At 49.9% G+C, this 23,555-nt stretch carries 20 protein-coding genes; 13 read left to right on the top strand and 7 right to left on the bottom strand.

The features are described from left to right. Nucleotides 1-45 precede the first annotated feature (45 nt). The 4 genes from pntB to LGV68_RS18225 all read right to left on the bottom strand — a co-directional run bounded on the left by pntB (nucleotide 46) and on the right by LGV68_RS18225 (nucleotide 3,952). A complete protein-coding gene (pntB, locus tag LGV68_RS18240; protein WP_024375590.1) occupies nucleotides 46-1,422 on the bottom strand; it encodes a Re/Si-specific NAD(P)(+) transhydrogenase subunit beta in 1,377 nt (458 codons plus the stop codon). A gap of 11 nt (nucleotides 1,423-1,433) precedes the next feature. After that, entirely contained in the window at nucleotides 1,434-2,981 is a 1,548-nt protein-coding gene (locus LGV68_RS18235) for a Re/Si-specific NAD(P)(+) transhydrogenase subunit alpha (protein ID WP_020328564.1), read from the bottom strand. 296 nt (nucleotides 2,982-3,277) lie between these two features. Beyond that, nucleotides 3,278-3,556, bottom strand: a complete 279-nt coding sequence (locus LGV68_RS18230; RefSeq protein ID WP_020328565.1) for an HlyU family transcriptional regulator — start codon at nucleotides 3,554-3,556, stop codon at nucleotides 3,278-3,280. Nucleotides 3,557-3,580: 24 nt separating this feature from the next. Continuing rightward, nucleotides 3,581-3,952 carry a late competence development ComFB family protein gene (locus tag LGV68_RS18225; RefSeq protein ID WP_024375431.1) on the bottom strand — a complete coding sequence of 124 codons (372 nt, stop codon included), beginning with the start codon at nucleotides 3,950-3,952 and terminating at the stop codon, nucleotides 3,581-3,583. 241 nt (nucleotides 3,953-4,193) lie between these two features. Here LGV68_RS18225 and LGV68_RS18220 point away from each other — a divergent pair, with 241 nt between their 5' ends. Beyond that, nucleotides 4,194-5,435, top strand: a complete 1,242-nt coding sequence (locus LGV68_RS18220) for a GGDEF domain-containing protein (RefSeq protein ID WP_252535826.1) — start codon at nucleotides 4,194-4,196, stop codon at nucleotides 5,433-5,435. On the opposite strand, the gene LGV68_RS18215 is transcribed toward LGV68_RS18220, so the two are convergent. Further along, nucleotides 5,426-6,406, bottom strand: coding sequence for a Solitary outer membrane autotransporter beta-barrel domain (locus LGV68_RS18215; protein ID WP_061055638.1), 981 nt, complete (start codon nucleotides 6,404-6,406; stop codon nucleotides 5,426-5,428). The genes LGV68_RS18220 and LGV68_RS18215 overlap by 10 nt on opposite strands. 270 nt (nucleotides 6,407-6,676) lie before the next feature. Here LGV68_RS18215 and LGV68_RS18210 point away from each other — a divergent pair, with 270 nt between their 5' ends. Further along, nucleotides 6,677-8,125: a diguanylate cyclase gene (locus LGV68_RS18210; protein WP_233932789.1), complete on the top strand. Its 1,449-nt coding sequence runs from the start codon at nucleotides 6,677-6,679 to the stop codon at nucleotides 8,123-8,125. Nucleotides 8,126-8,169: 44 nt separating this feature from the next. Here the strand turns inward: LGV68_RS18210 and LGV68_RS18205 are convergent, their stop codons facing one another. Both LGV68_RS18205 and LGV68_RS18200 read right to left on the bottom strand, forming a co-directional pair. Next, nucleotides 8,170-9,024, bottom strand: coding sequence for a DUF5718 family protein (locus LGV68_RS18205; protein ID WP_252535824.1), 855 nt, complete (start codon nucleotides 9,022-9,024; stop codon nucleotides 8,170-8,172). Nucleotides 9,025-9,047: 23 nt separating this feature from the next. Continuing rightward, nucleotides 9,048-9,689: a TetR family transcriptional regulator C-terminal domain-containing protein gene (locus LGV68_RS18200; RefSeq protein WP_020328571.1), complete on the bottom strand. Its 642-nt coding sequence runs from the start codon at nucleotides 9,687-9,689 to the stop codon at nucleotides 9,048-9,050. A 216-nt stretch (nucleotides 9,690-9,905) separates the two neighbouring features. Here LGV68_RS18200 and LGV68_RS18195 point away from each other — a divergent pair, with 216 nt between their 5' ends. From LGV68_RS18195 to LGV68_RS18145, 11 genes are all read left to right on the top strand, one after another. Then, nucleotides 9,906-11,435, top strand: coding sequence for an ABC transporter ATP-binding protein (locus LGV68_RS18195; protein ID WP_222754120.1), 1,530 nt, complete (start codon nucleotides 9,906-9,908; stop codon nucleotides 11,433-11,435). After that, entirely contained in the window at nucleotides 11,428-12,534 is a 1,107-nt protein-coding gene (locus LGV68_RS18190; protein WP_020328573.1) for an ABC transporter permease, read from the top strand. Before LGV68_RS18195 ends, LGV68_RS18190 begins: the two co-directional genes overlap by 8 nt. After that, nucleotides 12,534-13,463, top strand: coding sequence for an ABC transporter permease (locus LGV68_RS18185; protein ID WP_047458294.1), 930 nt, complete (start codon nucleotides 12,534-12,536; stop codon nucleotides 13,461-13,463). Before LGV68_RS18190 ends, LGV68_RS18185 begins: the two co-directional genes overlap by 1 nt. 375 nt (nucleotides 13,464-13,838) lie before the next feature. Then, nucleotides 13,839-14,915 carry a BMP family ABC transporter substrate-binding protein gene (locus LGV68_RS18180; RefSeq protein ID WP_024375425.1) on the top strand — a complete coding sequence of 359 codons (1,077 nt, stop codon included), beginning with the start codon at nucleotides 13,839-13,841 and terminating at the stop codon, nucleotides 14,913-14,915. A 97-nt stretch (nucleotides 14,916-15,012) separates the two neighbouring features. Continuing rightward, nucleotides 15,013-16,425, top strand: coding sequence for a xanthine dehydrogenase small subunit (xdhA, locus tag LGV68_RS18175; protein ID WP_252535823.1), 1,413 nt, complete (start codon nucleotides 15,013-15,015; stop codon nucleotides 16,423-16,425). Beyond that, nucleotides 16,418-18,796: a xanthine dehydrogenase molybdopterin binding subunit gene (gene xdhB / locus LGV68_RS18170; RefSeq protein ID WP_252535821.1), complete on the top strand. Its 2,379-nt coding sequence runs from the start codon at nucleotides 16,418-16,420 to the stop codon at nucleotides 18,794-18,796. The genes xdhA and xdhB overlap by 8 nt, the downstream gene beginning before the upstream one ends. After that, entirely contained in the window at nucleotides 18,780-19,661 is an 882-nt protein-coding gene (gene xdhC, locus LGV68_RS18165; protein ID WP_252535817.1) for a xanthine dehydrogenase accessory protein XdhC, read from the top strand. Before xdhB ends, xdhC begins: the two co-directional genes overlap by 17 nt. Next, nucleotides 19,658-20,149 carry a 2-oxo-4-hydroxy-4-carboxy-5-ureidoimidazoline decarboxylase gene (locus LGV68_RS18160; protein WP_252535816.1) on the top strand — a complete coding sequence of 164 codons (492 nt, stop codon included), beginning with the start codon at nucleotides 19,658-19,660 and terminating at the stop codon, nucleotides 20,147-20,149. Before xdhC ends, LGV68_RS18160 begins: the two co-directional genes overlap by 4 nt. Next, the gene (gene uraH / locus LGV68_RS18155) at nucleotides 20,146-20,469 is read left to right on the top strand and encodes a hydroxyisourate hydrolase (RefSeq protein WP_020328581.1); all 324 of its coding nucleotides are present in this window, start codon (nucleotides 20,146-20,148) and stop codon (nucleotides 20,467-20,469) included. Before LGV68_RS18160 ends, uraH begins: the two co-directional genes overlap by 4 nt. 1 nt (nucleotide 20,470) lies before the next feature. Beyond that, nucleotides 20,471-21,853 carry a guanine deaminase gene (gene guaD / locus LGV68_RS18150; protein WP_252535815.1) on the top strand — a complete coding sequence of 461 codons (1,383 nt, stop codon included), beginning with the start codon at nucleotides 20,471-20,473 and terminating at the stop codon, nucleotides 21,851-21,853. Next, complete coding sequence (locus tag LGV68_RS18145) at nucleotides 21,799-23,034, top strand: urate hydroxylase PuuD (RefSeq protein ID WP_252535814.1); 1,236 nt, start codon at nucleotides 21,799-21,801, stop codon at nucleotides 23,032-23,034. The genes guaD and LGV68_RS18145 overlap by 55 nt, the downstream gene beginning before the upstream one ends. Nucleotides 23,035-23,555: the final 521 nt, after the last annotated feature.

Here is a 23,555-nt window from a genome sequence, read left to right as displayed (position 1 = left end):
AGAAGCCAGCGAAATGCTGGCTTCTTAGAGGTCTTAACCGGAAGGTTACAGTGCTTTAGAAATCGCGTCTACACTATCCTTCGCATCGCCGAACAACATATGTGTGTTCTCTTTGAAGAAAAGTGGGTTTTGGACGCCAGCGTAACCCGTATTCATCGAACGTTTGAATACGATAACGTTTTGCGCGTGCCACACTTCCAACACTGGCATTCCCGCGATTGGGCTGTTTGGATCTTCTTGTGCGGCTGGGTTCACCGTATCATTCGCGCCAATCACCAGTACGGTATCCGTATCTGAGAAATCATCGTTGATTTCGTCCATTTCCAAAACGATGTCGTAGGGCACTTTCGCTTCAGCAAGCAGTACGTTCATGTGGCCAGGCAAACGACCAGCTACCGGGTGAATACCAAAGCGCACTTCAACACCCATGGAACGAAGTTTTTCTGTGATTTCATACACTGGGTACTGAGCTTGCGCTACCGCCATACCGTATCCAGGAGTGATGATGACAGATTTTGAGTTCTTCAGCATATCTGCCACATCTTCAGCGTTGATTTCGCGATGCTCGCCCTGCTCTTCCTCACCGCTAATCACCACTTCTTGGCCAAAGCCGCCGGCAATAACACTGATAAATGAACGGTTCATAGCCTTACACATGATGTAAGACAGAATCGCACCCGATGAACCAACCAATGCACCTGTTACGATCAGTAGATCGTTTGCCAGCATAAAGCCCGCTGCCGCGGCTGCCCAGCCTGAGTATGAGTTCAGCATTGAAACGACGACTGGCATGTCAGCACCGCCAATCGATGCTACCAGGTGGTAACCGAAAGCAAACGCGATCAGAGTCATCACGATCAACGCAAACATGCTGCCGTCTGCGTTAACAAAACGCGTCAGTAGCAGTGCTGAAATTACAATAGCAGCCAGATTCAGTTTGTGTTTATGAGGTAAGTTCAACGGCGACGATTTAATGATGCCGCGCAGTTTACCGAATGCCACGATAGAACCCGTAAAGGTTACCGCACCGATGAATACACCGATAAATACTTCAACAAGGTGAATGACATGTTCGGCATGGGTGGCCACTTCTGGAGCATCCAGATAGCTGTTGTAACCAACCAAAACGGCAGCCATACCCACGAAGCTGTGAAGAATCGCCACAAGTTCTGGCATCTCGGTCATTTCAACTTTCTTCGCGAAATGCATACCGATAGCACCACCAATCACCATAGCCAGAATGATCCAAGCAAGGCCAGATGCACCCGGGCTGAAGATCGTTGCCAGCAGCGCGATGGTCATACCCGCGATACCGTAATAGTTACCTGCCTTTGCAGATTCCTGCTTAGACAGACCCGCCAGACTCAAAATGAAAAACAGAGCAGCAACAATGTACGCCGCTTGTACTAATCCTGCAGACATTGTGTACTCCCTTAGTTTTTACGGAACATTTCAAGCATACGTTTGGTCACGGTAAAGCCACCAAAGATGTTAATGCTTGCAATTAGAACTGCGATGAACGCAAGGAAGGTGACTGCACCATTGCCTTGCCCGATTTGCAGTAGTGCACCTACCACGATGATGCCTGAAATCGCATTGGTTACGGACATCAGAGGCGTGTGCAATGAATGCGTTACGTTCCAAACAACGTAGTAACCCACAACACATGCGAGAACAAATACAGTGAAGTGACCAAGGAATGCGGCTGGCGCAACCGATGCGATCCACGCGAAGGCGCCAACGCCAATCACCAGCCCAGCAAGTTTCTTGATTGGAGAAACGGGTTCTTCAACTTTTTTCTCTTTGATCGGTTGTACTTTTGCCTGTTGCTGAGGTTGTGCAGAGACCTGAATGGGTGGTGCTGGCCAGGTAATTTCACCACCTTTCACCACTGTGACGCCACGCAGTACCACATCTTCAAAGTTGATGTCGATGTTGCCGTCTTTCTCTTTGCATAGCAGTTTCAGAAGGTTGACAAGGTTCGTTGCGTACAACTGAGAAGATTGCGTTGGCAGGCGGCCGACCATATCGGTATAGCCAATGATTTTCACGCCATTTGGAGTAACAAATACTTGGTCTTTGACTGTGTATTCACAGTTACCACCGTTTGCGGCCGCAAGGTCAACGATCACACTACCCGGCTTCATGCTGTCGACCATCTCTTTGGTCACCAGTTTTGGCGCTGGCTTGCCCGGGATAAGGGCGGTCGTAATGATGATATCAACGTCTTTGGCTTGCGCGGCATACAGCTCCGCAGCTTTCTTGTTGAAGTCATCGGACATTTCTTTCGCGTAACCATCACCTGAGCCCGAATTTTCCTTGTAATCGACTTCAAGGAACTCTGCACCCATAGACTGTACTTGTTCTTTTACTTCAGGGCGAACGTCGAATGCGCGCACGATAGCGCCAAGGCTACCAGCCGCGCCGATAGCCGCAAGGCCAGCAACACCCGCACCCGCTACGAAAACTTTCGCTGGTGGTACTTTACCTGCAGCCGTGATTTGGCCAGTGAAGAAACGGCCAAACTCGTGAGCAGCTTCAACCACGGCGCGGTAACCTGCGATGTTGGCCATTGAAGACAACGCATCAAGAGCTTGTGCGCGTGAAATACGTGGAACGCAATCCATCGCCATCACGTTGATGTTCTTAACGGTCAGTTTTTCCATCAGCTCAGGATTCTGAGCAGGCCAGATAAAGCTAATCAGTGTAGCGCCTTCCTTGAGCAAAGAAATCTCATCAACTTCTTCGTTGCTAACAGGAGCATTCACCTTTAAGACGATGTCTGATTGCCATACGTCATCTTTACTCACCACTTTCGCGCCCGCTGCTTCATAAGCAGTATCTTCGAAACTGGCCAGTGATCCTGCCTGAGACTCGATAGCGACCTCAAACCCTAGCTTAATGAGCTGTTCAACCGACGTTGGTGAAGCAGCGACTCGCGTTTCTCCTGCGAGTATTTCTTTTGGTACACCAATTTGCATAGCTGTTCCTTGACTATTGGCACAATGATTATTCTGTTTTTATCTAACGACTAACCTAACTTCAAGCTATTTGTTATATAAATACAAACTTTCATTAGTTATAACGTTAGGTAGTAAAGGATTCTGTTGACTCTGCCCATGGAATACAACATCACTTCAACACAGCAGAGGTCAAACCAGTATAGGCAAATATCTATAAAAACAGGAATTTGCAAAGTGCACAGAAAAACAAAAGAGCCACAAGCATATCGACTTATGGCCCTTTTATTTATGATTTCTGTCAACGACTGGATGAGTTAAGAGAAGATCTGACCACTCATTTGGTCGATAAACATCTGCGCCTTTTTCAGCATCAGTTCTTTGGCATCTTCTTTACTTGGCAGTACATCGGAACGAATAAAGCGGTGGGTTTTCAATTCACCATCGACTTCTTTGGTTATGCGCCCGGCAATACGATATTGCCCGCCTTCAGCAAGCGGCTCCTGATAAATGAGAAAGCCTTTGTATTCGACAGGCTGAACGACTTCGATTTGGTTTTCTGACTTACCGCCAAACAAACGAGAAAACAGTCCCACAACAACTCCTTTGGGTAATCAATTTTAGGCTGGATCTTTATGGCCGAGAATCGGCTTTTCGTACCACTCTAATTCTGCATCGTCATCAAAACGCGTCTGAGCGATGACAACCGGCAGGTCATCATCACGATTTTTTCGACGATCATCAACGATCATCGATTCTGCGGCCTCAATAGCTGTTTCGGCCCTTTTCTTCAATATCACCAAACGAGCCTCGGGCAATGCCGATAAAAAATCGATGTCATGGCGAATGTAGATTGGGCGAATCTGGCTGAGCGCGAGGCATGCCAAATCGGCTAACTGCTCATTGGAGTAGTTTTCCACGTAATACTCTTGGGCTAACACCTGGCCTACCAGAGCTTCCATATAGTTGTGTACGTCGACACTGATTTGCATCTTGACTCTCCTGAACACAAATAATCGGCGATCCTACGCGCGATTTGATGTTTTGCTACACTAGCCAACACTTAACCGATAGGCAATCAATGTCGCGTATACAAGATTAAATGTATGGTCAAGCACCCTCTTTTACGACTTAAGTTTAGCAAAAAGCTTGGAAAATCATTAAATAGAAGTATGCTAGCGAACATAACTATTTTTGAATTTATCATTAAGTCAAATGGCTAGTTGTTAGAACATGTCGTCGAGTCTGGTTACCTCGTATTGGTTTCGTTTTTCATTTCCCATCATTCTGCTGGCTGCACTGTGGTTCGGAATGAACAACGTCATTCTTATTACCCGCTCAAATCTCGGATTTGCGGGCAACTTGCCCTACGTGCTATTTATTGCCGCTATTGCGATCGCGCATCTCTTTAAGCAAAGTCGTATGGCTATGGTGGCCTGTGCGATGATGATATGTTATTGGGTGATTCAGTATCGTTTGCAAACCCCGCTAACGACAGGCACCACCCTGCTCGAACTGTCTCTGTTGGCTATTTTACTGCCTATCGCTTGCTTGCTCAGCTATGCCTTTAAAAACGGCGGATTATTTAGCCGTGGATTTGCGGTGTACTTAGGTATTCTCACTCTATTCGGCGTGTGGTGTTATCTCATTATCACGCAATATCAATCCGGTGGCTTTGCGGATCTTAACGACGGCTTGCTCTATTCAGTTGAACAAGTATCTAAACTGCCGTTCATTTTGGTGCTCTATCTTGCGGCATTGACGGGCATCACCAGTATTTTTGTGTTAACCAAAAATCGTCTAATGGATGTGGTGATTTACACCTCAATTCTGTTGGCGTCGAACACCTTCATTTTCTTTCAGGTGCAGTATGTCTCCAGCACCATGTTCTCGTTAGCGGGTGTGCTGCTGATACTGTATTTGCTATCGGCCAGCCACGAGATGGCATTTAACGATAGGCTGACGCAGCTACCTGGGCGTCATGCACTGGATCTTGATATGCGCTATCTCGGGCGACGTTTTACGGTAGCAATGGTGGATGTGGACCACTTCAAGAAGTTCAACGATTCCTATGGCCATGAGACCGGCGATGACGTGCTCAAGTTAGTTGCGGCCCGGCTGCGCTTGGTTCAGGGGCGCGCTAAAGTGTATCGCTACGGCGGCGAAGAATTTACCGTTCTGTTTAAAGGTAAAACCGCCGATCAAGCGGCGGATTTTCTGGAGCTGCTGCGCTCTGATATTGAACAGTATGATCTTGTGATTCGTAATTTTGATTCGCGGCCAAAGAACGATAAAGATGGCGTGAAACAGCGCTCTGATGCAAAACGCACATCGGTGAACATCACCGTCAGTATTGGTGTCTGCGACAGTACCGTGGAGCGCAATCCTATCTCGGCAATCAAATTGGCAGACCAGGCGCTCTACTCGGCGAAAAAAGCGGGTCGAAACTGTGTCAAAGTGGCGAATCAGTCCTGATTGAAAAACAGCACAATACTGCCGCCTTTGAATGCGCTGCCGTAGTTTAAGGCCAATCCAATTCCAATATTGTCTATAAAACTGATTTCAAATGGTGGTGTCATTAACCATCCAACGCTTGCCTCATAGTACATCGATGTGCCCAGAGGCTGGTTGATGTCTCCACCCACGTCCACCCTTTTTAGGCTTGAGTAGATAGACTGAACAGAACGACCGAGCTGTGAAAAGTCATAAGCTGCAGTTACTCCGTTGGCGATATACCACCCTTCGGGATGACCGATATCGCCTTCATTCGCTTCCCCCCATCCATAGCCATAAAAGTAGTGCCAGGAGGATGAAACTTGCCAACGCCCCCAGGATTCTTCTGACTTATATTTCACTTTAAAGTGCGGCTCATAAACGTTGGCCCACGCTGTGGTATTGAACAATAAATTGTCAAGAAACGGCGCAATTTGTTTTCCGGTTGGGCTGTTGTAATCCATGCTATTTTCATAGCGCAACAAATGAGCTCCAAATCCGGGCTCAAACGACCAGTGTTCATCGAAATGGTGTGTAAATCGGTAGGCGACATATAAGTCAGCGATCACCTGACGAAAATCGTCTTTCGGCTCGTCAGTAGCAAACTGCACCGTTTCTTCAGATACCATCCCGGATAAGCGCAGTAAAATGCTGTGCTGATTAATGGCATCCGCCTCGCTGAGTTCAAACGTATAAGGTAGTGTCGAAACAGCATATTTCTTGCGGTTGTCGAGCGACTCCTCCGTGCCCCATTCTTCATTATCAGTGTTGAGCAACTTGTTAGGATCAAAATCGCTGATGCCAACGGTAAATACATCACTGTCGCTCAGTACGATCGTTGCCGCAAAGCTGTTCTCCAAAAAATTCTGGATGGATGAGTAACCTGCGATGGCCCATGAGGAGTAAGTAAAAAGGAAAGTCCCAAGAGGTATAGCGAAGTTGCGTTTCAACATACGTCTGCAAGTCATCTGTATTCAGTTGAATATTAAACTTATGTTAGTCGATACTCGGCACCGAGGACATCAAAGTTTTTCCGTATGTCTCCATGTTGAGAACTGGCGCTACTCTAAGTGCTATCGTGGTGCAATCTTATGATTTATGTCAAATTTCTTTAATCAACTTGTAAGTAAATGAATAAAAACTCAATAACGACTTAGTGAGTTATTGTTCAGTAACTACTATTAAATAAGCCTACGTCATGCAGTGAAGGTCAAGGAGGACATTTGGCTGTTAATCAAGATGTTCTGTCGATTTATGACAAATGGATGCGATCAATTTCTCTACGCCCGATTTTGGTCGCTTGTGCTTGGCTTATCATGTGGCGGGCTGCTGCTCTGATGGAATATGAGCCACACGTCAGTGTCTGGTTTCCTCCCTCCGGTGTAACATTCGCTATCTTTTTGGTTTTGGGCTGGTCGTATTTACCCGTTCTCATTTTGTGCTCAATTACTGCGACCTTTTGGGAAAATAGCATTTACGGTGCCAATCAGTCATTTACGACATTGGTTTCCACCGGTTTGTTATTCGCAGGTATTCACAGTTTCGCATACTGGCTTGGTGCTTCGTTGCTTAAGCAGATCAGTGCAGAGCAAGACACCGTTAAAGTTCCCAATCTGATTTTGCTATTTTTGATCTTAGCCGTGTGCTCCTCGTTGGTTGCCGCCATCGGCGGCTCGACTGCCTTGGCGATGACCGGCATCATCGATTACTCCGACATCATGCAATTGTGGGTCCCTTGGTGGGTGGGTGATTTGATTGGTGTTGTGGTCATCACACCGCTGATCGTATCAATTCTCGGGAAATTTTACCCTTCTGAAGGCCGATGGTTGATAAAGCATTTCAAACCATTGTTGGATGATTTACCGCTGAAGCCTTTTATTTATAAGCTGATTACCGCAGGCCTTATTTTATTGAGCATCAGTATGCTTGTGGCCGCCTATCCTTCTTCACAGATTGTGTTCATGGTGTTCTTTCTTGGTATTGCACAGATGTGGATTGTGTTTACCGAAACTGCCTCACGTTCGTTCATCAGCTTGGCAGTGCTCAGCACGCTAACGGCGGTGCTGGTGGATGTTCTGGGATTATCTGAACGCGCGATGGTGTATCAGTTCACCATCTATTTACTGGCGGCCAACACTTATTTCGGGCTCTGGGTGCCGCACATTTTAGTCGACAATCAGAAGCTACGCCGCCTTTCCGAGCAAGACATTCTGACGGATGTACAAACCCGTCAGTTCTTTATTCGTAATGTTCATGACGAAGTTGTTCGCGCGCGTCGTTATAACCAGCCGATTTCAATGATTTTGTTCGATATCGACAAGTTTAAAGTGATTAACGATAATTACGGCCACATCATTGGCGATAAAGTATTGATAGCCATTGCAAATCTCGTTAAGCAGGAGATTCGCCCTTCCGATAAAATCGGCCGATTTGGTGGCGATGAGTTTATGCTGTTGTTACCCGGCGATGACCTACCGGGAGCGTTACAGGTTGCAGAACGCCTGTGTGAAGCAATCGGAAAGTTACGCGTCCACGGAATGAGTGACATTGTCACTTGTAGTTTCGGTGTCACTGAGATAAAAGATAACGATAACTTCGTTTCGGCGTTTGAACAGGCAGATAAATTGCTGCTTGAAGCTAAGAAAGAAGGACGTCATCGAGTGAAGTCCTAACGACAAAGGAGCCGATTGGCTCCTTTGTCGTTTATGGCGTAAGTCTATTCTGCCCGCGCATAAACAGATTGCTTAAGTACAATGTGTTGCTGTAAAAGTTCGTCAAACGTCTGCTCAACAATCAGGGAGTGGATTTCGGGATTATCAATACGTGTCGAGTCATACAGCACCGCGCACAGTTCATCACCGGATTGTAATTGGTGCTCTTCACCGTATTTCGTATAGCGAGATGAACCCAGTGAGATCAACATGCGTTTGGGGTACCCTGCCTCGCCAATCAGCTTGGTGAGGTTATGCAGTGCTCCTTCGTTTTTCTGGGTGTTGAGCTGTTCTATCAACCAAGAAATCAACTGTTCATAGCAATAACTGTAATCACTCAATGAGACGTCATGGCAACACGCTGACCAAACGCCATCTCGGCGATGAAAGCTGCAGAATCGGTACTTCCCGAGCCCATCTTCGGAGCTGAAACTGGTCAGTGGCCACGCTTTTTTCGCAATGCCTTTTGATGCCAACCCCCAGTTTTTCTTTTCAGCCAATTTGCTAACAACGGCATTGCGATGAGTCAAATCGTTGAGCAGCGTCATCGATTCTGGTTCCAGCCCGATAACGGTTGTGCCAAGATAGTTCACCTTAACCACAAGTGCGATTTCAGGCTCCATCTGCACCCGTGCCGTTGGAGCATTAGGTAACAGAACACTGTCAAACGAATACGGATTAACCGTTAAGTATTCGTCGCTGGCGTCCGTGACATAAAAGGGAAAAAGCGCCTGCGGGCGACTGGTATCCACGTCACCTTGAAGCGCTTTTGCTTCGCCAGTCTGTTGTAAGTGGCCAGCGAAATTGCCGGCAATCCCGATCCCAAATAATGGGACTTTTTTACTGCTGTTCGGGCTCAAGTCTTCCTCCATGAAGCTTAAAGTTACGATGTCACGGCAAGGCCGCGTAAAATCATATCGACAAGAAATTGCTGTGCCTGTTCAAACTCTTCTTCGGACATGGGCGCACCTTTGATGAGCTGAATTTCAGTATCAAAATCAGCGTAAAATTGGGTGGCTCCCCATATCAAAAACAGCAAATGTAGCGGATCGACCGGGCGAATTAGCCCCTGTTCTACCCACGCGTTGATCACACTTGCTTTGCCCGCTGCCCAGTTGACGACCGGAAACTGAATTTCATCACGAATCACCGGCGCGCCCTGAATAATCTCTTGAGCGAAGATCTTCGACTCTTGAGGATGCGTTCGGCTATAGCGCATTTTGCCGACGATATAATTGCGAAGCACAGCTTGTGGCGAACTGTCGATGGCACTTTCTGAAAAACCTTCATTCCACAGCGTGAGAATATCCTGCAATAACGCTTTATACAGTCCCGTTTTGGACTTGAAGTAATAGAGAATATTGGCTTTGGGCAAATTCACTCGATCGGCAATCGCTTGAACCGATGTGCCTTTGTATCCATGTTTTACGAATTCATCAGCAGCAGCCTGCAAGATTAATTCCTGGTTGCGACGACGAATTTCTCCCGAAATAGAGCGTTTCTGCTGTCCCAGTTCAGTCTCCAAGAGAACTCCTTTCATATTGGCCCTTTATTACAGTAATCATTGCTTACGCATCGGTTGTCAAGTGTCTAAATATGCACCGTTTTCAGGCATCTGCACATTTATGGTTCAGCAGGTTGCGACATAGCGCAGCGCAGCCCTTGTTGCCACTCTATTTGAACACTTGGTCAAGTTTTTGCATTTACCCTTTCGAAAAAAATAGAAAGGAATCTGCTCAAAATGACTACACCACTTCTCGAACTGTGGAATCTCAGTAAGTTCTTCCCGGGTGTCGTGGCGAATGACAAAGTGAATCTCAAACTGTTTCCCGGCGAAATTCTCGCTCTACTGGGTGAAAATGGAGCCGGAAAGTCAACGCTGGTGAAAATGATTTATGGGGTCAACACGCCCAGTGAAGGTGCGATTTTATGGAATAATCATGAAGTCAGCATGACATCCCCCAATCAGGCTCGCGCCATGGGGATTGGCATGGTGTTCCAGCACTTCTCTGTGTTTGAAACCCTGACGGTGTTAGAAAATATCCAGTTGGGGCTAGATAAGGAATTTCTCGACTCCTTGGATGATTTACGCCAAACCATTGTCGAAAAAAGTGAACAATATCAGTTACACGTTGACCCGGACCGTTACGTTCACAGCCTGAGTATCGGGGAGCGCCAACGAGTCGAAATTTTGCGTTGTTTGATTCAGAACGTAAAACTGCTGATCCTTGATGAACCGACCTCGGTACTGGCCCCTCAGGAAATCGAAGGGCTGTTTACCGTGCTCAATCAACTGGCGTCGGAAGGTTGCGCGATTTTGTTCATCAGCCATAAGTTGAAGGAAGTCACCACGCTTTGTCATCGCGCCGTTATTCTGCGAGGCGGCAAAGTGACTGGGGAATGCAACCCTTCACACGAAACGCCCAATTCAATTGCGCGCATGATGGTTGGCGATGAAACCCAGTTGTCGGAAACGTATCCGAAAACTGCCGGTGAAGCAGTGGTGCTGCGCACGGTCAATCTGTCACTCGCGCCGTCTCATCCGTTTGGATGCAGCTTAAAGCGCATTAATCTTGAGCTTCGCAGTGGCGAAATCTTTGGTTTGGCTGGCGTTGCAGGCAATGGTCAGGAAGACTTGTTGGCTGTGCTGAGCGGCGAAGATACTCGCGCCGATAACGACTCTATCCAGTGGCAAAATGCGCCGATTGGCCATTTGCATGCGGGACGCCGCCGCCAACTGGGCTTAGCCTACGTCCCTGCCAATCGCTTGGGGCAAGGCGCCGTGCCGGAGATGAGTTTAGAAGAGAATACCTTGCTGACGCATGCGCGTTCGCTTTGTCGCAGCGGTGTGATTCAATTTCCCAAACTCAAAGACATGGCCCAAAAACTGATTCAAACCAATCAGGTCAAGTGCCGCAATGAGCAGTCGCAAGCGAAAAGTTTGTCTGGCGGGAATCTGCAAAAATTCATCATGGGGCGTGAGGTTGCACAAGCACCGCGTTTGTTGATTTGTGCGCACCCTACTTGGGGTGTGGATATCGGTGCGGCCAGCGCGATCCACCGACAGTTGATCGCATTGCGCGACGAAGGCGCTGCCATTCTGGTGGTGTCTGAGGATATTGATGAGCTGTTCGTTCTTTGCGATCGCCTCGCCGCAATTTATGAGGGCCACGTCTCTTCGGCGGTGAAAACGGCGGACACATCCATTGATCAAATCGGTGAATGGATTGCAGGCGGCTTTATTGTGTCGCAGGAGGTGGCCCATGCTTAACGTGCAACCTCGTCTAGAAAGTTCAAAGTTGATGATGTGGCTCTCTCCTTTTATCGCCGTTACCTTAACGTTAGCCGTCTCCAGTGTGCTGTTTGTGTGGTTGAACGTCAGCCCGCTGAAAGCGTTTCAGGTGTTTGTGATGATGCCCTTTTCCGACAGCTACAACTTGGGCGAATTGCTGGTGAAATCCGCGCCGTTGATGCTGTGTGCCGTGGGTTTAGCGCTCTGTTATCGAGCCAACATCTGGAATATTGGCGCTGAAGGCCAGTTATTGATTGGCGCCGTGGCGGCAAGTGCGGTAGCGGTAAATGCCGATGATACCTCAGGAATTGGCATGCTACTGGCGACCTTAATTGCGGGCATGGCTGCAGGCGCTGGCTGGGCCGCGATTCCGACGTGGCTGAACCGTCGTTTTCACACCAACATCATTCTCACCACCATCATGCTCAACTACATCGGTTTGTATGTGCTGCTGTGGGCGGTGCATGGCCCGCTTCGCGATCCGCAAGGGTTCGGCTTTCCTGAATCCCAAATGTTTGCCGATGCTGCGCTGCTGCATCCGCTGTTTGACAGCGGACGCGCATCAGCATCGATCATTGTTGCAGTCGTGATTGCGATGGTTTCGGGTGTTGTGCTGTTCAAAACCCTGCCCGGCTTTCAATTGCGCGTGCTCGGTTCTGAGCGTGCGGCTGCCAAATACGCCGGTTTTTCAGAGCATCGCCTAGTTTGGGGCGTGATGTTGTTTGCTGGCGCATTGGCAGGTTTTGCAGGGGCAGCCGAAGTCGCGGGCCCGATTGGTCAACTGGTGCCGTCCGTTTCGCCTGGCTATGGTTACGCAGCCATTATCGTGGCGTATTTGGGGCGCCTGAATCCGATCAGTGTCATTGTTGCGTCGCTGTTTATGGGCGCGCTCTATATGGGAAGCGATCTGGCACAAATCGAACTCGGGCTGCCAACCGCGGTCACCGGGCTGTTCCAAGGCACGCTGCTGTTTTTCCTGCTGGCGTGTGATTTTCTGATTCACTATCGCTTTGTCCCCAAAAGCGCGTTACGGGCGCCCGCGCAAACTACACTTGTTGACGAAAAAGGAGCCGCATAATGGATGCGTTATTGATTCAATCGCTGTGTATTGCGGCACTGAAAACCGGAACCCCGTTACTCATCATCGCATTGGGCGAGTTGATTTGTGAAAAAACGGGCGTATTGAATTTAGGCCAAGAAGGCATGATGTTGATGGGTGCGATGGCAGGCTTCGCGGGCGCCTATTTCTCCGGTAGTTTGTTGGTTGGCATTCTGGTTGCCATGTTGGCCGGCATGCTGATGGCGTTGCTGTTTAGCGTCCTGACCTTAACTCTGAACACCAATCAGGTGGCGACTGGGCTGGCATTAACCATCTTTGGCACAGGTCTCAGTGCGTTTCTCGGCGGCAGCTTGGTTGGATCCACGATCGTCGGCTTCAAAGCGATGCCGATTCCGCTGCTGAGTGACATTCCGTTCATTGGTCCATTGCTGTTCAATCATGACTTGCTGGTCTACCTCAGCTTCGTGTTGGTCGTTGGCGCTTGGTGGGTGCTGCACAAGACGCGTGCGGGGCTGATTATTCGCGCGGTTGGCGAAAATCCTCACTCAGCCAATGCGCTTGGCATTGAGGTGATTAAAGTTCGTTACATTGTCACGTTAATCGGGGGGGCATTGGCAGGTTTGGCTGGCGCGTATATGTCCCTCGCCTACACGCCAATGTGGATGGAGAACATGACCGCAGGCCGCGGCTGGATTGCGCTGGCTTTGGTGGTGTTCGCGTCGTGGCGAATTGGCTATCTGGTTTTGGGCGCGTATCTGTTTGGTTTCACGTCGATCATGCATTTGATGATGCAAGGTGTGGGCGTGGATATTTCACCAAACCTCTTAGCGATGACGCCTTATGTGGCAACGGTTGTGGTGATGGTGCTGCTCAGTTCAAACGAGCTGCGCCAGAAATTGGCAACGCCGATGAGTTTAGGCAAACCATTCGATCCCAAACGCCACTAAATTGTATCGTCATGAAGTTTCATCGTAATTAAAACCAAAACGTCACGACATGAAGAAGCCCGCCACTGCGGGCTTTTTTAATCGCGGCTGATTTAAGCTGCATCAAATGTGTGCACATCGTGAATCACTAAGCACCAAAATTACGCATTCTCCCATCCGTTCCAACGTATGTTTTCCATGTTTGAAGCACGTCTTTCGCTTTCGGTGCCTTACTGCGTAAGGCTTTTTCTCATCAATGAAAAATAAATTTTCAAAACACGACCAATTGGTCAAGTTTTTGCTTTATCCATTCATAACGATGCGTTGTAAACCGAAAGCCTTAATTCAAACAGCAACAATCTCAACTCAAACCATAAAATGAAAACGGAGAATTTCATGAAACTAAATCAGTGGATGACTGCTGCGGCACTTTCTGTGTCTGCACTGCTCTCAACTTCGGCACTGGCGGATGATCCGCTGAAAGTCGGCTTCGTCTATGTCGGACCGATTGGCGATCATGGCTGGAGCTATGAGCACGACCAAGGCCGTATTGAAATGGAAAAGTACTTCGGTGGAAAAGTCAAAACCACGTTTGTTGAAAACGTACCGGAAGGTGCGGATGCGGAACGCGTGATCACGCAGTTGGCGAAATCGGGCAATGACGTAATTTTCACCACCTCTTTTGGCTTTATGAACCCAACGGCGAAAGTGGCGAAACGTTTTCCGAAAGTGACCTTTGAGCACGCCACCGGCTACAAGATGGATAAAAACCTGGGCACGTACGTGCTGCGTACCTATGAAGGTCGTTATGTATCTGGTGTCGCTGCGGGGATGGCCACCAAAACCAACACGCTGGGCTACATCGCAACGTTCCCGATTCCGGAAGTCATTCGTGACATCAACGCCACCTATCTGGGCGCGAAGAGCGTCAATCCAGACATCAAACTGAAAATTGTTTGGGTCAACACCTGGTATGACCCAGGCAAAGAGTCGGATGCAGCGAACGCACTGATTGACCAAGGCGCAGACATCATCATTCAGCACACCGACAGCCCGGCGCCACTGATTGCCGCTGAAAAACGTGGCGTGATGGGGATTGGCCAAGCGTCTGACATGAGCCATTTTGCGCCGAAAGCGCACATGTTCTCTGTGCGTGACCACTGGGCGCCGCACTACATCAAAACTGTCGAAGGTGTGATGGATAAAAACTGGAAGCCACAGGATTACTGGGGCGGCCTGAAAGATGACGTTCTGCAGATCGTGTCAATTAACCCTGACCTACCTGCTGAAATCAAACAGGCTATACTCAGTACAGAAGACAAAATTAAATCTGGCGCTATCGTTCCGTTTACCGGCCCGATGAATGATAACCAAGGTCATCAAGTGATCGCTTCAGGTCATTCTCTGACGGATAAAGAACTTGCAGGCGTGAACTGGTACGTCGAAGGTATCGACGCCAAGATCCCTAACTAATCTCACCTCCGGCTCGCGTCTCCTGCTCACGGTGCGCGAGCCGTTTTTTACCTAGCAAGTTGACCAATTGGACAAGTTTTAAAAAACAGAGGAAGTTATGTTAGAGCTCATGATTAACAGCGAAGTGATCAAAGTGGAGTCGGCCAAGGCGGATTCCATGCTGCTCAACTATTTGCGAGAACAAAAACAGATGACAGGCTCTAAAGAAGGATGCGCCAGTGGCGATTGCGGTGCCTGCACCGTCGTCATGGTTGATCTGGATGAATCTGAGCACCTTCGTTATCGTCAGATCAACGCCTGCATTACGCCGATTCATGCACTGCATGGCAAACAGATCATTACCGTCGAACATCTTAAACAGGGTGACACCTTGCACCCGGTTCAGCAAATGGTGGTCGATAAACACGGCACGCAATGCGGTTTTTGTACGCCGGGGATTGTGATGTCGCTGTACGCCCTTTCAAAACAAGAAACAGCACCAGAAAAACCCAGTGACTTTCTCGCCGGAAATTTATGCCGCTGCACAGGCTATGGCCCGCTGATTGACGCCGCCAACACCATTGCTCATAGCCAAATCGACGACCCACTGAGTCGTCATGACGACACGCTGAAAGTCTGGCTCGGCTCTGTGGCCGAAAGCAGTGAGCCGCATTATGCGCGTCCTGCTAACCGTCAAGCGTTAGCCGAAGCGATAGCCGCCATGCCGGATGCCAAAATTATCGCGGGCGGGACCGATCTATCGCTCGAAGTGACCCAACAAATGAAATCGCTGCCTCAGCTCATCGATATTTCTCATGTGGATGATCTGCTGGGGATTTCTGAAACCACGTCAGGCTGGCGAATTGGCGCTGCGGTGCCGATGAATCAGGTTCACGAGTTCGCCAAAGCGCATTTCCCAACGGCAGATGAAGTTATTGAACGCTTGGGCAGTTTAACCATTCGTCACCGCGCAACGCTCGGTGGCAGCCTTGGTCATGCCTCGCCAATTGGCGATATCGCCCCGCTTCTGATTAGCCTCAATGGTCGTATCGAAGTCGATGATGGTGAAACCCGCATTCTGTTTGCACCCGAAGATTACATTACCGGCTATCGCGAAACGTTATTGAAGCCAAATCAATGGATCAGCGCGATTCACCTGCCGCGTTTAGCACCGAATCAGCATCATGCGATCTACAAAATCAGTAAGCGTTACGAAGACGACATTGCGACCGTGACTCTGGGCATCAATATGACCATTGCCACCGATGGTCGTGTCAAGAACTGCATTATTTCAGCAGGCGGCGTCGCAGCGAAATCAGTGCGATTGCATGAGCTGGAAAAAGTGTTTGTCGGTCGTCCGTTGACACTGCCAATCGTAAATGCCGCGAAAGCGTTAGTGCCAACATTGATTCAGCCGCTGAGCGATGTGCGTGGCAGTGCTGACTATCGGGTGAAGTTGGTACAAAACCTGCTGCAACGCTTTTATCTTGAATCGCAACACGTTGAAACAAGGTTGGTGCAACATGCGTAAGTTAACGTCGATTGAATCCTCACACACGCAGTCGCATACCGCGTTCCAGGTGGTTGGGCGTTCTCAGAAGCACGAAAGTGCTGAAAAACAAGTCAGTGGTGAAGCGCAGTTTCTGGATGATTACGCCACGCCACGCGGTTGTTTGCACGCTGCCGTCGTTACCAGCACGATTGCAAAGGGCCAAGTCAGCTCGGTGGATCTGAGCGCCGTCAGTCAGGCCGACGGTGTCGTTCGAGTGCTCACGGCGGACGATATTCCGGGCGAAAAAGACATCGGGACCATCTTTAAAGGTGACCCGTTGCTGGTGCTGAACGGAGAGATTCGCTATTTTGGTCAACCCATCGCTTTGGTGCTGGCGACCAGTCATGAACTGGCCTGGAAAGCGGCTCGTCTGGCGAACGTCGAATACACAAAAAGTGACAATGTCACCCTGAGTTATGCCGAAGCGAGCCTTCTCGAACCTTTACTGGCTCGCCATCAAATGGGCCCGAATCCCGATACGACGCTGTTCGACCAAGCCGACATTCATCTTGATGGCGACCTGCATGTGGGCGGTCAGGAGCACTTTTATCTGGAAGGCCAAGCGAGCCTTGCTGAACTCACGGAAGATGGCGGCATCTTTCTGCGCTCTTCAACCCAAAACCCGTCGGAAGTTCAAAAGCTGGTTGCCGAAGTGCTGGCAGTTGATTTTAACCGCGTCACCGTCGATATGCGCCGCATGGGCGGCGGATTTGGCGGTAAAGAGAGCCAGGCTGCGCAGTGGGCATGTATGGCGGCGCTGGGGGCGTTCTACACTAAACGTGCGGTAAAAATGCGTTTGCCACGCGCCGTGGATATGACGGCGACGGGTAAACGCCACCCCTTCTATAACCGTTATCAACTCGCGGCGGATAAACAAGGTGTGATCCAAGCCGCCAGTATCGAAGTCAACGGCATCTGTGGTCACTCGCCGGATCTTTCGGATGCCATTGTCGATCGCGCGATGTTCCATGCCGACAATGCTTATTCCCTCGGCAAGGCCACGGTGGTTGGCAATCGTCTCAAAACCGATATGGTCTCTCACACTGCGTTTCGAGGCTTTGGGGGCCCACAAGGCATGATCGTGATTGAAAAAGCGATGCAGGATCTGGCGCTAGCCACCGGACTCGATGCACTGGATGTGCGCCTGAATAACCTGTATCGCGCGGGCAAGAACATCACGCCATACGGGATGGAAGTGGATCAGTATGACGAGATGCGCGGCATCATCGAGCAGTTAGAAGCTGATGCTGACTACCGCGCGCGCCGCTTAGAAATCGAACAGTGGAACATGCGCAATCCGGTGCTGAAAAAAGGTCTGGCGCTTACCCCCATCAAGTTCGGTATCGCGTTTACCGCTACTCACCTCAACCAAGCGGGCGCGCTGATTCACATCTACACCGATGGCACGTTGCAGGTGTCGCACGGCGGGACGGAAATGGGCCAAGGTCTGCACACCAAAGTTCAGCAGATTGTGGCGCAGTCGATGGGGATCTCGCTTGATAAAGTGCTGGTGACATCAACGCGCACCGACAAAGTGCCAAACACCTCGCCAACCGCCGCCTCTTCGGGTGCTGATCTCAATGGGATGGCAGCTCACAATGCGGTCATGACCATCAAGGAACGTTTACTGGCGTTTGCTCGCGAACATTATCACTGCGATGACTTAGATATCGTCAACGACACTTTAGTGGGTGCCGCGAACCCTGTTTCTTGGGCGGAGCTGGTGCAACAGGCCTACATGCATCGCGTGTCGCTCTCGGCCAGTGGTTTTTATCAAACACCGAAAATCGGTTACGACCGCGCCACCGCGACCGGTCGTCCGTTCTTCTACTTCTCGCTCGGCGCCTCTTGCTCAGAAGTCACCATTGATACGTTGACGGGCGAACTGCGCGTGGATCGCGTGGACATTTTGCATGATGTGGGTAGCAGCCTTAACCCAGCAATTGACCGCGGCCAGATCGAGGGCGCGTTTATTCAGGGGTTGGGTTGGCTGACAACCGAAGAATTGGTGTGGGCCAAAGACGGTCGCCTGCTCAGCAACAGTCCGATGAACTACAAAATTCCGACCATTGGCGATTATCCAAAACAGATGCAGATTGCGCTGTATGACAAAGCCAATCCGGAGCACAGCATTTATCGCTCGAAAGCCGTTGGTGAGCCGCCGTTTATGCATGCCATCAGTGTTTGGTGTGCCATTTACGATGCAGTGGCGTCGATTTCTGAGCATCGCTGCGCGCCGCACCTGCATGCGCCGGCAACAGGCGAAATGATTTTGAGCGCCTGTGAGCATCAACAGCAGTGGCTTGAAAGCCATCCAGTGAAGGAGAACGCCGATGTCATTCTCTCATAACACCTTTCTGGCAAGCCCAGGCCTCAATTGGCTGGCGGCGTGTCAGCAGCTAGAACAGCGCGGCGAAGCGTACTGCATCGCAACGGTTGTCGCTTATGTCGGCTCCGTGCCCCGTACCAGCGGTGCCAAAATGGTGATCACAGAGACGGCGCAGTTTGACACCTTAGGTGGTGGCAATCTGGAGTTTCAAGTCATTGCGCTGGCGCGTGAATATCTCAAAGCCAAGCACAGCGACGTCACGATTGAACGCTTTTCTCTCGCGGCGGATTTGGCGCAATGTTGTGGTGGCGCGGTGCAAGTGATGTTTGAGTACTTTCAAACGCAAACGCCGCAAGTGGTTATCTTCGGCGCAGGCCACGTGTGTCAGGCGTTGACGCGTGTACTCTCAGAGTTACCGTGTCACGTAAGAGTGGTGGATAACCGTGCTGAGTGGCTCACGCCGCTCGCTCAACTTGGTGTCGAAACACGCCATTACGACGACCCGCGTCAGGCGATGATCAGCCTGAACGATAACGCCTATCTCATCATCATGACCCAAGATCACGCGCTGGATTTCGAACTGACGCTGTCTGCGCTAGAAGCTCGGCGCTTTGCGTTTGTGGGTCTAATTGGTTCGCAAGGCAAGCGTCAGCGTTTTGAGTTTCGTCTCAAAGAACAGCTGAGCAATCCGGCATGGATTGATGCCCTGACCTGCCCGATCGGTCACCCGGATGTGCAAGGAAAGTTGCCGATGCAAGTGGCAGTGTCTGTCGCGGCGCAATTGATTGGCCTGTTCGCCCTTCAAACATCAACGCCATCATCCGGTGATGCGCAGTGGCAGCAGGCCAACCAAGCCCGCAAATCACTCAAGGAAACGCACGAATGAACTCCACCCAGAATCAACTCGATTTGAGTGAAGAACAGCTGGCACAAATTTGTACCAGCAGACGTTGGCAGCAACTCACGCAAGCTGCCATGCCGTTTGAGTCGGCCGCGGTATTGAAGAATGCCGCAGATGCCGCGTTTGCCCAACTTGATGAAGCCGATTGGCTGGAAGCCTTTGCCGGACACCCTATGATCGGTGACATGGCCAGTCTTGAGAAGAAATACGCGCAGGGTAAAGCGCTGAGTGCGAAAGAACAAGGTCAGGTTCAGCTCGCGTCCAACGAAACGCTGCAAGAACTGTTGGTGTTGAATCAACAATACCGCTCGAAGTTTGGTTTTATTTTCATTGTCTGCGCCACCAACAAAAGTGCCGACGACATGCTGTGCCTGCTCAAGGCGCGCATTCACCGAACTTACCAACAAGAGCTGCAACAAGCTGCAATTGAACAACAAAAAATCAGTCATATCAGAATGGAAGCGTATCTATGAATCAATTAAGTTGTCATGTACTCGACACGGCCAATGGCCGCCCGGCCGCAGACATTACCGTTAAGCTGTTTCGCTTGGGCAGTTTTGAGTGCCTTGCTGAAGCGCAAACCGACCAAGATGGTCGAGTCAAATTTTCCGAGGTCTCACTCGATACGCACAACTACACCCTACGATTTTTGGTGCAACCCTACTGTGAGGCGCAATTTGGACAGGCATTTTTCCCGATGATCGACGTTCATTTCACGGTGAGTGAAACGCGTAACTATCACATTCCATTGCTGCTCTCGCCTTATTCCTACTCGAGTTACCGAGGCAGTTAATATGGTGAAAGACAATTCAGCATGGCAAGTTCACCGGGGAAGCATTCTGCACTTCCCTAAAGTGACATTGTCACCAAAAGACAACTATGAATACTGGAACGACGGTGTTTTAGTCATTGTACATGGTCGTATACAGCATGTGGGGGATGCGAAAGCATTCTTCGCTGTGTCGGCCAATAAAGCGTTGCTGATCCAGGGCAACGTGGTCCAGCACCGCGGGTTGTTGATCCCCGGCATGATTGATTCACACGTGCATTTTCCACAAGTCGAAATCATCGCCAGCTACGGCAAACAATTGCTCGACTGGCTCAACACCTACACGTTCCCGACCGAACTGCGCTTTTCCAATTACGACTACGCAAAAGTTCAGGCGCAATTTTTCCTGCAACAATTGTTTGCGCATGGGACGACAACGGCGAGCGTTTACGCGACGGTGCATCCTCAGTCGGTCGACGCCTTTTTTGAAGCGGCCGAGCAATACGACGCGCGCATGGTTTGCGGCAAAGTGATGATGGATCGCTTCTGTCCTGACGAGCTGCAAGACACGCCTGAATCGTCGTATCGCGACAGCAAAGCGCTGATCGAACGCTGGCACAATCAGGGCCGCTCCCTGTACGCAATTACGCCGCGTTTTGCGCCAACCAGCACGCCGCAACAGTTGGCAAAAGCCGGACAGTTGGCCGATGAGCATCCGGACACCTTCATTCAGACTCACTTGAGCGAAAACATCAACGAAGTGGCGTGGGTGAAAGAGCTCTATCCGCATGATGATGATTATTTGGGGGTGTATGAACGTAATCATCTGGTGCGCGACCGTGCGCTGTTTGGCCATGCGATTCATCTGAGCGAGCGTGAACAACAAACGCTGGCCAGTAGCGGCGCGTCCATCGCCTTCTGCCCGTCTTCCAACCTCTTTCTCGGCAGCGGGCTGTTTCCGTATGACAAAGCGAAAGACGCCGGCATTCCGGTGTCGATTGCCAGCGATGTGGGTGGTGGAACCAGTTTGAGCCTGCTGCGCAATCAGGCCGATGCCTACAAAATCTGTCAGTTACAAGGCGTCAGCCTGGATGCGTTTGAATCGCTCTACCTCTGCACTCAAGGCGCCGCCGCTTCAATGGGACTCGATCACCTGATTGGGAATTTTAACATCGGCACTGAAGCCGACTTTATCGAACTCGATCTCACTGCATTTCCGATGCTCAAGCAGCGCACATTGCGTTGTCAGGATTTGTCTGAGCAGCTTTTCGCCCTTATCACCCTTGGCGATGAGCGAGTGATCGAGAGAACTTACGTTCATGGAAAATTAGTCTATCAAAAGGATATGTTGTTATGTGGCCACAACTCTACGAATGGTTTGCGTTATTCATCAAATGGTTTCATGTAATTTGTGGCATCGCATGGATTGGTGCGAGCTTTTATTTCACTTGGCTGGACAACAGCTTAGAAACCCCGCCCCAATGGAAAAAAGACAAAGGTATTAAAGGCGATCTTTGGGCTGTACACGGTGGCGGTTTTTACGAAGTGGCCAAATATCAGGTTGGCCCGGAAAAAATGCCGGAGAAACTGCATTGGTTTAAATGGGAAGCCTATTCGACCTGGCTGACGGGTTCGGCATTGCTGATTTGGATGTATTACTTCAACGCGCAAGCGTATCTGGTCGACCCACGTGTGATGGAACTCACCTCGCTTCAAGCGGTTGGTGTGGGTGTGGGCGGTATTTTGCTTGGCGTCGTGGTGTATGAGGGTTTGATGCGATCTCCGCTTGGCCGCAACACGCTGTTGTTCAGTGGCGCGTTAATCGCCTTTGGCGCGCTGTTTTTCTATGGATTTACGCACCTGTTCAGCGGCCGCGGTGCGTTCATCCATATGGGGGCATTAATTGGCTCCATTATGGTCAATAACGTCTTCTATAAGATTATTCCGGGTCAGCGCAAAATGGTTGCGCAGGTGGCCGCGGGTGAACCTGTCGATCCTGCGCCCGGCCTGGAAGGCAAACGCCGCTCGATTCACAATAACTACTTCACACTGCCGGTGATTTTCCTGATGATCAGCAACCATTACCCGATGGTGTATCAACATGCGCACAGCTGGTTGGTGGGGATGCTGATTCTGGTGATCAGTGCTTACATCCGGCACTACTTCAACCTCAAGCATTCCGGTGAGAAAAAACCGTTCGTGATGTTTTCCGGTGCGGCCGCGATGTTTGCTCTGGCCATCGTGATTAGCTGGCAAGCGACCGAACAGATGCACATGGCGAAATCACTTCCCCGTGAAGCTGCGCTTGCCAGCGCGACGGTCACGGCCTCGCTCAATGCGGAGCAACACATTGCGCAGCAGATCATTGAGCAGCGGTGCAGCCAGTGTCACAGCGCCACGCCAACAGATGATGTATTCAAAGTGGCGCCGAGTGGCGCGGTGTTTGACAGTTGGCAAGACATTGACCGCTGGAAATCTCGCATTATTGCCCGCGCCGTAGACAGCGGTGATATGCCGTTTCTCAACAAAACCCAGATGACGGACGAAGAGCGCCAGCAGCTTAAGCGGGCATTGTCCGCACTCAATTAATTAAAAAGACGAACATAAGTAAAAGCCACCTAGGTAACTAAGTGGCTTTTTTATCGGCTATGGACTAACCATGGTTGCTGGTTAAAGGGGGGGAAAAGAAGTGACCAGAACAGTGACTTAATTTCTCGCCGAGGAAACTTGGTGAATCATCGCAGAAAGCGATAATTCCGGTAGGTTTAACAATGCGAAGACCACCAACGCAACAATCATGAAGGTTGGTAACAACTGCATAAAGTAGGAAAACAAAAAGCCTTCACTGTAGTTTGAAGAGGAGTATTTCTTTTTCATCACTCTAGCCTCAATCTCCATCGCCTATGGAGCGGTTTGACGTCGTTAATTTGGGTTAACGCATGGTCACTGCTTGTCATTCCGAAAACATCAATGAGGGCGATTGAACTTTGCCAATTTGTGCCGTTCATTTTTCATGAATATTGAAACCATACGTACGCGAGTAGCGTGATCTTTAGGTCGTGAGTTGACAGACTTCAAGGTGATCACATACCTACTTCTCCTGTTCGGGA

Origin of the sequence: Vibrio sp. LQ2, assembly GCF_023920125.1 — a bacterium.
GTDB lineage: Bacteria > Pseudomonadota > Gammaproteobacteria > Enterobacterales > Vibrionaceae > Vibrio > Vibrio fluvialis.
The sequence above is the reverse complement of the archived record's forward strand: the minus strand, read 5'-3'. Positions and strand labels throughout refer to the sequence as shown.

Coding starts and splice junctions, on each gene's coding strand:
- pntB (WP_024375590.1), bottom strand. CDS start 1,422: ATGTCTGCAGGATTAGTACAAGCGGCGTACATTGTTGCTGCTCTGTTT.
- LGV68_RS18235 (WP_020328564.1), bottom strand. CDS start 2,981: ATGCAAATTGGTGTACCAAAAGAAATACTCGCAGGAGAAACGCGAGTC.
- LGV68_RS18225 (WP_024375431.1), bottom strand. CDS start 3,952: ATGCAAATCAGTGTCGACGTACACAACTATATGGAAGCTCTGGTAGGC.
- LGV68_RS18220 (WP_252535826.1), top strand. CDS start 4,194: ATGTCGTCGAGTCTGGTTACCTCGTATTGGTTTCGTTTTTCATTTCCC.
- LGV68_RS18215 (WP_061055638.1), bottom strand. CDS start 6,406: ATGTTGAAACGCAACTTCGCTATACCTCTTGGGACTTTCCTTTTTACT.
- LGV68_RS18195 (WP_222754120.1), top strand. CDS start 9,906: ATGACTACACCACTTCTCGAACTGTGGAATCTCAGTAAGTTCTTCCCG.
- LGV68_RS18190 (WP_020328573.1), top strand. CDS start 11,428: ATGCTTAACGTGCAACCTCGTCTAGAAAGTTCAAAGTTGATGATGTGG.
- LGV68_RS18185 (WP_047458294.1), top strand. CDS start 12,534: ATGGATGCGTTATTGATTCAATCGCTGTGTATTGCGGCACTGAAAACC.
- LGV68_RS18180 (WP_024375425.1), top strand. CDS start 13,839: ATGAAACTAAATCAGTGGATGACTGCTGCGGCACTTTCTGTGTCTGCA.
- xdhA (WP_252535823.1), top strand. CDS start 15,013: ATGTTAGAGCTCATGATTAACAGCGAAGTGATCAAAGTGGAGTCGGCC.
- xdhB (WP_252535821.1), top strand. CDS start 16,418: ATGCGTAAGTTAACGTCGATTGAATCCTCACACACGCAGTCGCATACC.
- xdhC (WP_252535817.1), top strand. CDS start 18,780: ATGTCATTCTCTCATAACACCTTTCTGGCAAGCCCAGGCCTCAATTGG.
- LGV68_RS18160 (WP_252535816.1), top strand. CDS start 19,658: ATGAACTCCACCCAGAATCAACTCGATTTGAGTGAAGAACAGCTGGCA.
- uraH (WP_020328581.1), top strand. CDS start 20,146: ATGAATCAATTAAGTTGTCATGTACTCGACACGGCCAATGGCCGCCCG.
- guaD (WP_252535815.1), top strand. CDS start 20,471: ATGGTGAAAGACAATTCAGCATGGCAAGTTCACCGGGGAAGCATTCTG.
- LGV68_RS18145 (WP_252535814.1), top strand. CDS start 21,799: ATGTGGCCACAACTCTACGAATGGTTTGCGTTATTCATCAAATGGTTT.